Below are 9,228 nucleotides of genomic sequence, written 5' to 3'. Positions count from 1 at the left end.
GATCGCCTCGATCTCGGCGCGGCTGACGGGTTCGTGGTAGGCGACGATCGCCAGCACCTCGGTGGCGGCGCGGCTGAGGCGGCGCACGTCCTCCTTCTCGCGGCGGAGCAGGTGCGCGAGATCGGGCGCGGTCTCGAAATGCCAGCGCCCGCCGCGCTCGACGAGGTGGATGCCGCGTCGCTCATAATGGCGCTGCAGATCGGCGAGCGCAGGGCGGACCTCGCCGCCCTTCTCGCCGAAACCGAGGTGAAGCGCGACCTGATCCGCGGTAAGCGGTTCGGTGGAGGCGAAGAGGGTCGCCTCCACGGCACGCAACACGTCGTCGGGCGCGCTTTGGACGTCTTGTGTCACGTTTGAGTGCCTTTGAGTGCCCTTAGGCGCAGGGGGCCATACGTCTCGTCCTGCGCCAGTTCGGCCTTGCCGGTACGGGCCAGTTCGAGCGCCGCGACGAAGCTCGAGGCCAGCGCGGAACGGCGCAATTGCGGGCTTTCCCAGCTGCCATGCGCTGCCGGAAGGAAGTCGCGCAGTTCCATCCAGTCGATCGCCACGCCGAGCATCGAGGCGACCCGGGCGATCGCGGTGTCGAGCGTCATCACCATCCGCTCGCGCACCATGTGCACTACCGGCTGCGAACGGATTTTCACGTCACCATAAGCTCTTACGAGGTCGAACCACTCGACCTGCCAGCGCGACTTGCGATCGACGCGCAGGCCCTCGGGAGCACCCCGTTCGAACACATCGCGCCCCAGCCGGTCGCGCCCCATCAGCCGCGCCGCAGCCTCGCGCATCGCACCCAGGCGCTGCAGGCGCATCTGCAGGCGCAGGGCCATTTCCTCGGGGCTCGGGTCCTCCTGCTCGTCGCGCGGCAGCAGCAGCGCGGACTTCAGATAAGCCAGCCACGCCGCCATCACGAGGTAATCCGCCGCCAGTTCCAGCCGCAGCGCCTCGGCCTCCTCGATGTACGTCAGGTAGGCATCGACCAGTTCGAGGATCGAGATGCGCAGCAGATCTACCTTCTGCCGCCGCGCGAGGTCGAGCAGCAGGTCGAGCGGCCCTTCCCAGCCGTCGATCTCGAGGTACAGCTTGTCGGCCTGAGCGCCCTGGCGGTCCTCGCCGTCCCAGTCGTCGAAGAGGCCGGGAGTGCTGGCCACGTCAGGCCGCCCGCAGCGCCAGCAGGGCGTCGCGCTTCGCCAGCAGTTCGGCGTGATCGGCCGCTGTCGCGGGGCCGGTTCCGGCCAGCGCATGGTCGAGACGGGCGGCGGTTTCCTCGGCCATGACCGGCAGGGCTTTGGCGATGCCGACCATGTCGTCCATCTTCGCCCAGCAGTTGAGCGCGATGTCGCAGCCGGCCGCGATCGCCTGCGCCGCCAGTTCCGGCACGCTGCCCGAGAGCGCCTGCATGTCGAGGTCGTCGGTCAGCAGCAGACCCGAAAAACCGATGGTCTTGCGGATGATCTCACCAATCACGAAAGGCGAGAGGGTGCCAGGGTTCTCGGCATCCCACGCGGTATAGCGCACGTGCGCGGTCATGCCGATCGGCGTCTTGGACAGCGCGCGGAACGGGGCGAGATCGCGTTCCAGTTCCTCGGCCGAGGCAGTGACGGTGGGCAGTTCCTTGTGACTGTCCGCCATCGCGCGGCCGTGGCCGGGGATGTGCTTGATGCAGCCCGCGACGCCCGAGCGTGCGAAACCGTCGAGAATCGCGCGGCCCAGCGCCGCTACCCGCATCGGCTCTGCACCCAGCGCGCGGTCGCCGATGACGTCGTGGGCTCCGGGCTGACGCACGTCGAGCGAGGGGTGGCAGTCGACGCTGACGCCGACTTCGGCAAGGTCAAGGCCGAGCGCCTGCGCATTGACGCGCGCCGCCTCAATGGCGCTGGCGGGGGCGAGATCGTAGAGCCGGTCGAAGGCTTCGCCGGGCGGGTAGGCGCTCCAGGTCGGTGGCTTCATTCGCGCGACGCGGCCGCCTTCCTGGTCGATGCAGACGAACAGGTGCTCGCGCCCGTGGATGGAGCGCAGTTCGTCGGTCAGGGCGCGGACTTGCGCGCGGCTTTCGACGTTGCGGCCGAACAGGATGTAGCCCGCCGGATCGGCGTCGCGGAAGAAGGCGCGTTCGTCGTCGCCGAGGGTCAGGCCGGAGAGGCCGAAGATTGCCGGAACCATGCGTGTTTTGGTCGCAGAATGGCGGCGGTTTCGCAAGAATGGGGGACGATGCGGGTGTGGATGGTGTGATGCCCACCCCGTTCGGCTAGGCGGTAAACCGCCAAGCCTGCCGGCCCTCCCGCCTGCGGGAGGGCGATCCTGTGTTGCTCCCCTCCCGCTTGCGGGAGGGGCCGGGGGTGGGCATACCTCCACCCATGACCCGCACATTCGGCCCTCCCCCCTCCGCCGCCGAGTTCGAGCGCCTCGCCCACGCCGCCTTCGCGCGGATTCCTGCGCCCTTCGCGCAGCACCTCGACGGGATCACCGTCCACATCGAGGAATTCGCGGACGAGGAAACGCTGGGCGCCATGGGCATCGAGGATGCCTGGGAACTGACCGGACTCTATCACGGCCGGTCGATGGACACCGATTCGGTGTGGATCTCGGGCGAATTCCCGCCGCGCATCACGCTCTATCGCCAACCCCTTCTCGCCGAATGGTGCGAGACCGAGGTGGATCTGGAAGACCTCGTCGCGCATGTGGTGATCCACGAGGTAGGCCACCATTTCGGCCTGTCCGACGACGCCATGCATGCGCTGGAGGATCAGGTGCGCTGACAATTCGCACAGGCCGTCGGCGAAATTGTCCCTTGGCCCGTCATATTGCAGTGCGATAGAGCCGGGTCATGACTTCCCCCCGTCTACGCGCTCTGCCGCTCCTCGCTCTCGCTTTCACCGCTGCCTGCGCTGCACCGCAGGCAACCCGCCCGGGAGCGCCCGTCACGGCGGCCACCCCGGTGGAAGTGGGCATCATCGCCATCAACGACTTCCACGGCGCGCTGGAGCCGCCCAAGGCGTCGGTCGAGGCCCCCGGCCCTGATGGCAAGACGGTCAACGTGCCCGCAGGCGGCGGCGCGTGGCTGGCATCGGCGGTCGATTCGCTCAAGGCCGAACACCCGAACAACGTCGTCGTCGCGGCGGGCGACCTCACCAGCGCCTCGCAGCTGGCCTCCTCGCTCCACCTCGACGAGCCGGCGGTCGGCGTGATGAACCGCATCGGGCTGGAGTTCAACGCGGTCGGCAACCACGAGTTCGACCGCGGCTGGATGGAACTCCAGCGCCTCCAGAACGGCGGCTGCGAGAAGAACACGCGCCTGCAGCCCTGCCAGCTCGAGCAGTTCAAGGGCGCCAGCTACAAGTATCTCTCCGCCGCGACCTACAGGGACGACGGCACGACGCTGTTCCCCGCCACCGGCCTGAAGACCTTCGGTGAGGGCGCGAGCAAAGTGACCATCGGCTTCGTCGGCCTGTCGCTCAAGTCGATCCCCACGCTCGTCCAGCCCGACATGGTCAAGGGACTGACCTTCGGTGACGAGGCCGAGGCGATCAACAAGGCGATTCCCGTGCTCAAGGCCGAGGGCGCCGACGCCGTCGTCGTGCTGATCCACCAGGGCGGCAAGACCACTGCCAAGGACCCCAATTCGTGCGAGGGCTTCGCGGGCGACATCCAGCCGATCCTCGACAAGCTGAACCCCGGCGTCGATCTCGTCGTCTCGGGGCACACGCACTGGCAGTACGTGTGCCAGTACGGCCAGTCGGGCGACGGCTCCCCCATCCTGCTGACCAGCGCGGGCGTCTACGGCAAGCTGGTGACCGACATCACCCTCACCATCGACCCCGCCAGCCACAAGGTCATCGCCAAGAAGGCCCGCAACGTGATCGTCCAGTCGCCGGGCTACACCAGCGGCCGGGGCGACGTGCCGAATACCACCGCCTACCCGCAGTTCCAGCCGCGCGCGGACGTGGCCGATTATGTAGCGGGCTACGTGAAGGATGCAGCCGGGCTGATCCAGCGCCCGGTCGGCAAGATGTCAGGCCCGGCGGCGAAGGGTAGCAGCGAGAGCGCCAGCGGCGGCGACCTTGGCAACGTGGTTGCCGATTCGCAGCTCGCGGGCACCCAGGCTGCGGGCGCGCAGATCGCCTTCACCAACCCCTTCGGCATCCGCGCCCCGATCGACCCGGCGCCGGACGGCACCGTCACTTTCGGGCAAGTCTACGCGACGCAGCCCTTCAACAACGAGCTGGTGACGATGACGCTGACCGGCGCGCAGGTCCGCGCGGTGATCGAGGACGGGCTCGACGACGCGGGCGACAAGCAGGCGCTGGCGCCCTCGGCCGGGCTGAAGTTCTCGTACGACATGCGCCGTCCCTCGGGCAGCCGCGTGGTGTCGCTGACGCTGAACGGCAAGCCGCTCGCCCCTGCCGCGAAGTACCGCGTCACCGTGGTCAACTTCCTCGCCGAAGGCGGCGACGGCTTCGCGACCTTCAAGCAGGGCACCGAGATCACGCGCGGCATGATCGACAACGAGGCGTTCCAGCAGTGGCTCGCCGCCGTGCCGGTGCGTCAGGTGCCCAAGGAAGAGCGCACCGTTCGCCTCGACAAGTAATGCAAGCCCGGTCCCTGCGGCCTTCGCGGGGACCGGAATCTATCAAGCATCGACTTCGGCGTAGTGGCTGGGCGGCTGGATCACTTCCATGCGCTCCGACAAAAGCGGCCGAAACGAGGGCCGCGACTTCATCACCAGATACCAGCCGCGCGCCTGCTCGTGGCTCGACCAGTCGAGGCCGCCGAGATAGTCCGCCACCGACAGCTGCGCCGCCGCGGCGAGGTCCGCCAGCGTCATCGTCGCACCGGCAAGCCAGGGCCGGTTGTCGATCAGGTAGTCGATGTAGTCGAGGTAGTCGTGCGCCAGCTTCATCGATTCGCGCAGCGCCTTGGCATCGGGCGCCTGGCGGAACACGAGGCGTTTCTTCATCCGCTCCAGCAGCAGCGGGCCGGAAACGTCGTTGTAGAAGTTCTCGTCGAACATCGCGATCAGGCGGCGGATCTCGGCCCGCTGCTGGGCGGTCCCGCTGATCAGCGGATAGCGATCCACCGTCTCCTCGAAGTATTCGCAGATCGCGCGACTGTCCGACAGCACGAGGCCCTTGTCGGTTTCACGGATCACCGGCGTGCGTCCGGCCGGGTTCATCGCGAAGAGGCGATCCTCGCCTTCCCACGGTCGCGCGGTCTGGAGTTCGTACGCGATGCCCTTTTCTGCCATGAGCAGCCGGACCTTGCGACTGAAGGGGCAGAGCGGGAACTGATAGATGTGCCACATGGCGATCCGGAATGCCGAAAGGGCACGGCCCCGTCCATTTCACGGAGGCGGGAATCAGGTGGATAAGTCCGCGCTCCATCCGTTGCGCGATATCTCGCGCCCCTGCGCCTCCGCTCGTTGACCCCTGCCCTGCGCGCCGACACTCTCTCCGCAAACGGGAAAGGGAGAGGAAACCGTGCTGCTCAAGTCAATCCGCCTGGGGTCGAACGACCTTGCCAGGACCCGCGCGTTCTATGACGCGACCTTCGGTGCGCTGGGCCTCGCACCCTGCTCGACGCCGGACCAGTACCCGATCGTGATGTGGGACCTTGGCGGCGTGCGCTTCCTGCTCGGCCCGGCGCGCGACGGCGAGGCGTGCACGCACGGCAATGGCGGCACGATCCTGTTCGACGCGCCGGATCAGGATGCGGTCAGGACTTGGCACGCGGCGGGCCTGGCCAACGGCGGCACCGACGAAGGCGCCCCCGAGGCCAAGCCGCAGGCGCGCGGCGCCTTCGGGGCCTACCTGCGCGACCCCGACGGCAACAAGCTCGGCGTCTATTCCGGGCTGAGCATGGGCTGAAGTGTGATCGCCTGCGACTATGCCGCCGTCATCCCCGCGAAGGCGAGAACCCATCTCCCGATGCTTCATGTTGCACGGGCATCAGTTGGGTCCCCGCCTTCGCGGGGATGACGAAAATTGGAAGCATGTCGAAGAGGGTGATCACGCCGCCCGCTCCACCACGACCATCGTGAAGGTCGAGGTTGCCGAGTGGCGGCGTTCGCCGTTCATCAGGTTCTCGGCCCAGAGTTCGACGCGGATGAGCACCGAATCGGGGCCTGCCATGACGACCTCGGAGATCAGCTCGATCATCTCGCCCTCGCGGATGGGGGATTTGAAGTCGATGCGGTCGGACGTACCCATGATCATCGGGCGGCGCATGTGGCGGCTCGACGCGATGAAGGCGGCGCGTCCCATCATCTTGAGCGCGTCTCCTCCGAACAGCGAGCCGTAGTGGTTGGTCTGCGCCGGGAACACCATGTCGACCATGTGCAGCCGCCCGGTCTCGACCGAAGGCGCGGGCTCGGGCAGCGGCGGGAACGGGAGCTTCGTATCCGGTCCCTTGGGCGCGACGAGGACGAAAAGGCCGCGCGTGCAAAGGCGGCGCTCGCCGGTGAGCGGGTTTTCGGCGACCAGTTCCACTTCGACATCGACCGATCGGGTGCCGACGCGGGTGATCAGGCCGGTCGCCTCGATCAGGTCACCGATGCGGCCGGGGTTCTCGAAGTCGATGCGCTCGGTCCGCGCGGTGACGAAAGGCGCGCGGGCATGGCGGGCGGCGACGAGGAAGGCGATCTTGTCCATGTGCGCCAGCGCGACGCCGCCGAACAGGGTGCCATGGTGGTTGGTGTCGCCGGGAAACACGGCGTCGATAAGCTGCACCGCGTGCGCGGCGGGAGTGGTCTTCAGGGTCATGTCATACTCGTCGATTCGGGTCACGGTCGCCGGACGCCCTCCCGAATACGAATGGGATACGCGGCCGTCGGCCTGGTCGGGAATCGTCTCCACGGGATGGACGACCGGCTCGGCATGGAGGGGGCGATGCTGCGCCCTTGGCCGGTCTGTCAGCTGCGGGCGCGGCGAGGCGCCCGGCAGAAGGCGGCGCACCTCGCAGCCGGGCAGGCTCCGGTCAAGCGAAAGGGCGGCGATTATCTTGCAGCTTGTGCCACTGGTGTTGCCTTGTCCGCACCTCGGGCATAAGCCGCGCCTTCTTCAATCCCGTGCAAGGACCTGCGCACCGTGACGCTTCATACCTGGTGGCTTTTCGTCGCCGCCGTCTTCGTGGTTTCCGGTACGCCGGGGCCGAACATGCTCCACGTCCTGTCGCGCAGCGTCGAGATGGGCGCGCGGCGCAGCACGATCGCGATGGCGGGGTGCCTCTGCGCGATCTTCCTGCTGATGGGTTCCTCCGCCGCCGGACTGACGACGCTGCTGCTGGCGCTCCCGGGTTCGTTCGAAGTGCTGCGCTATGCCGGTGTGGCCTATCTGGTGTACCTTGGGGTGAAGTCCTGGCGCTCGCCCGTGGCACCGCTCGACCCCACCGAGGGCGAACTGCCGCCCGCTCCTTCGAGCCTCGCGGTGTTCCGGGGCGGCTTCACGATCGCCATCAGCAATCCCAAGGCGATCCTCTTTGCGGCAGCCTTCTTCCCGCAGTTCATCGACCCCGCGCTGCCCAAAGTGCCGCAGTTCGCAATCCTGCTCAGCACGTTCGCCGTCATCGAAACCGGGTGGTACTGCGCCTATGCGCTGGGCGGCCGTTCGCTGGCGGGCTACCTCACGCGCCCCGCGATCAAGCAGGCGTTCAACCGGGTGACCGGCGTGTTCTTCATCGGCTTTGGGCTGGCGCTGCTGAAAGCGCGGCCGCACTGACGCTCACTTGATCTCGCGGGTGACCTTGCCTGCGGGATCGAGCAGCCTCACCCCCGGCGTCCCGTCTGCACCCACGCCCAGTGTCAGGCGCGGGCGGCCTTCGGCATCGCTCAGCACCAGCGATGCCTCTCCCTTGGCATCGCGGCCGAGCCAGATGCGCCGGGCCGATTCGAAGCCCGCCTCGGCGAGCAGCCGGTCCCGCTCCGGCCCCGGCGCCATGTCGCGCAGGCGGCGCCCCGTCGCCACGTCCATCAGCCTGTCCGGGCGATCGGTGACGATGACGCCGACACGGCGCGCCTTGCCGTCCTCGGTGCTCACCATCTGCAGCGTCTGGTCCTGGTGGTAGCGATCGAAGGTCAGGCTGCCGCCGTTGGTCGGCACGCCGTTCTTCATCCCGCCGTCGAAAACGAGGCCGCCATTCTCGTCGCCCTGATCGTTGAAGAAGATCATCCCCGCTTCCTGCCGGTTCGGGTGCGGATGCTCGACCCCGCCAAGGATCAGGCCGGGAATGCGGGCCTTGCCGGAGATCGTCATGCGCAAGGTGCCGTCTGGCTCGCGCACGTTGATGCGCTGGACGTCGATGGTGTCGAATTTGGCGGCAGGCGCCGAAACGGCGGTGAGGCCGAGCCACGCCGTCGCCAGCGTCATCACCGCGGCATAGGCGCCGACGGCTTTCGAAGCGTCAATTCGCAAGGGTCGTCTCCCGAAAAGGTGCGGGCACCCGGCCCGCCGGTTCCGAGAGAGAATCATGCCGCGCCCAGCAAGGCAACCCTCGCGGCTCAGCCCCCGCGCGAGAGCAGGAATACCGCGTGCTCGGCGCGGAAGTTCGCCGCCGCCGCGCTGCATTGGGTATCGCCCGAAAGGAACCAGCGCCCCTCCACCGTGATCCCGCGTTCCTGCAGCAGCGCGCGGAAATCGTTCACCGTCAGGTGATGGATGTTGGGCGTCTCGTACCAGGCGATCGGCAGCAGGCGCGTCACCGGCATGCGGCCGTTCCACAGCAGCGAGGTGCGGACCCGCCAGTGCGCGAAGTTCGGGAAGCTGACGAAGGCCTTGCGGCCGATGCGCAGCAATTCCTCCAGCACCATGTCGGGCCGCATCGTCGTCTGCAGCGTCTGCGACAGGATCGCGTAGTCCACCGACTTGTCGGGATAGAACGCAAGGTCCTTGTCCGCATCGCCCTGGATCACCGAGAGGCCCTTGGCCACGCAGGCGCCCACGTTCAGCGCGTCGATCTCCATACCGCGCGTGGCGCAGCCTGAACCGTCGCGCAGGGCCTGCATCAAGGTGCCGTCGCCGCAGCCGACGTCGAGCACGCTGGAATCCAGCGCGACGTTCTCGGCGATGATCGCAAGGTCCGGGCGCAGGCCGGTCTTCATCGCGGGGGTCATGACGCCACCTGCAACTGCGCGGCGAAGGCGGCCGAGAGACGCTCCATCAGCCGCTCCGGCCGCATCAGCGGATTGAAGCCGAGCGCGGCGTAGACACCGTGCGCGTCGGCGGGGGGGGGGGGGGA

The 9,228-nt window shown here is 67.9% G+C and carries 11 protein-coding genes; 4 read left to right on the top strand and 7 right to left on the bottom strand.

Features of this window, described 5'->3' with window-relative positions:
* The 3 genes from scpB to nagZ all read right to left on the bottom strand — a co-directional run.
* On the bottom strand, positions 1 to 351 hold a 351-nt coding region (gene scpB / locus LH128_RS09160), incomplete at its 3' end, for an SMC-Scp complex subunit ScpB (protein ID WP_008829336.1).
* Positions 348 to 1,151, bottom strand: coding sequence for a segregation and condensation protein A (locus LH128_RS09155; protein ID WP_036525975.1), 804 nt, complete (start codon positions 1,149 to 1,151; stop codon positions 348 to 350). The genes LH128_RS09155 and scpB, both read right to left, overlap by 4 nt.
* Before the next feature lies 1 nt (position 1,152).
* Positions 1,153 to 2,163, bottom strand: coding sequence for a beta-N-acetylhexosaminidase (nagZ, locus tag LH128_RS09150; RefSeq protein ID WP_008829334.1), 1,011 nt, complete (start codon positions 2,161 to 2,163; stop codon positions 1,153 to 1,155).
* A gap of 194 nt (positions 2,164 to 2,357) precedes the next feature.
* Between nagZ and LH128_RS09145 the strand changes: the two genes are divergently transcribed.
* The gene (locus LH128_RS09145; RefSeq protein ID WP_008829333.1) at positions 2,358 to 2,759 is read left to right on the top strand and encodes a metallopeptidase family protein; all 402 of its coding nucleotides are present in this window, start codon (positions 2,358 to 2,360) and stop codon (positions 2,757 to 2,759) included.
* A gap of 68 nt (positions 2,760 to 2,827) precedes the next feature.
* A complete protein-coding gene (locus LH128_RS09140; protein WP_036525973.1) occupies positions 2,828 to 4,588 on the top strand; it encodes a bifunctional metallophosphatase/5'-nucleotidase in 1,761 nt (586 codons plus the stop codon).
* Positions 4,589 to 4,630: 42 nt separating this feature from the next.
* Here LH128_RS09140 and LH128_RS09135 read toward each other — a convergent pair whose 3' ends face one another.
* A complete protein-coding gene (locus LH128_RS09135) occupies positions 4,631 to 5,302 on the bottom strand; it encodes a glutathione S-transferase family protein (RefSeq protein WP_008829331.1) in 672 nt (223 codons plus the stop codon).
* Positions 5,303 to 5,477: 175 nt separating this feature from the next.
* Between LH128_RS09135 and LH128_RS09130 the strand changes: the two genes are divergently transcribed.
* The gene (locus tag LH128_RS09130; protein WP_008829330.1) at positions 5,478 to 5,864 is read left to right on the top strand and encodes a VOC family protein; all 387 of its coding nucleotides are present in this window, start codon (positions 5,478 to 5,480) and stop codon (positions 5,862 to 5,864) included.
* A gap of 141 nt (positions 5,865 to 6,005) precedes the next feature.
* On the opposite strand, the gene LH128_RS09125 is transcribed toward LH128_RS09130, so the two are convergent.
* Positions 6,006 to 6,950, bottom strand: a complete 945-nt coding sequence (locus tag LH128_RS09125; protein ID WP_008829329.1) for an acyl-CoA thioesterase — start codon at positions 6,948 to 6,950, stop codon at positions 6,006 to 6,008.
* Between the two features lie 132 nt (positions 6,951 to 7,082).
* Here LH128_RS09125 and LH128_RS09120 point away from each other — a divergent pair, with 132 nt between their 5' ends.
* The gene (locus tag LH128_RS09120) at positions 7,083 to 7,712 is read left to right on the top strand and encodes a LysE family translocator (protein ID WP_008829328.1); all 630 of its coding nucleotides are present in this window, start codon (positions 7,083 to 7,085) and stop codon (positions 7,710 to 7,712) included.
* Positions 7,713 to 7,715: 3 nt separating this feature from the next.
* Here the strand turns inward: LH128_RS09120 and LH128_RS09115 are convergent, their stop codons facing one another.
* Positions 7,716 to 8,405 (bottom strand): hypothetical protein, encoded by a 690-nt coding sequence (locus LH128_RS09115; RefSeq protein WP_008829327.1) that lies wholly within the window; start codon positions 8,403 to 8,405, stop codon positions 7,716 to 7,718.
* A gap of 86 nt (positions 8,406 to 8,491) precedes the next feature.
* Positions 8,492 to 9,103 carry a methionine biosynthesis protein MetW gene (metW, locus tag LH128_RS09110; RefSeq protein WP_008829326.1) on the bottom strand — a complete coding sequence of 204 codons (612 nt, stop codon included), beginning with the start codon at positions 9,101 to 9,103 and terminating at the stop codon, positions 8,492 to 8,494.
* Between the last annotated feature and the right edge of the window lie 125 nt (positions 9,104 to 9,228).

The organism is Sphingomonas sp. LH128 (genome assembly GCF_000293195.2).
Classification (GTDB): domain Bacteria; phylum Pseudomonadota; class Alphaproteobacteria; order Sphingomonadales; family Sphingomonadaceae; genus Novosphingobium; species Novosphingobium resinovorum_A.
This window is presented reverse-complemented; position numbering and strand designations above follow the sequence as displayed.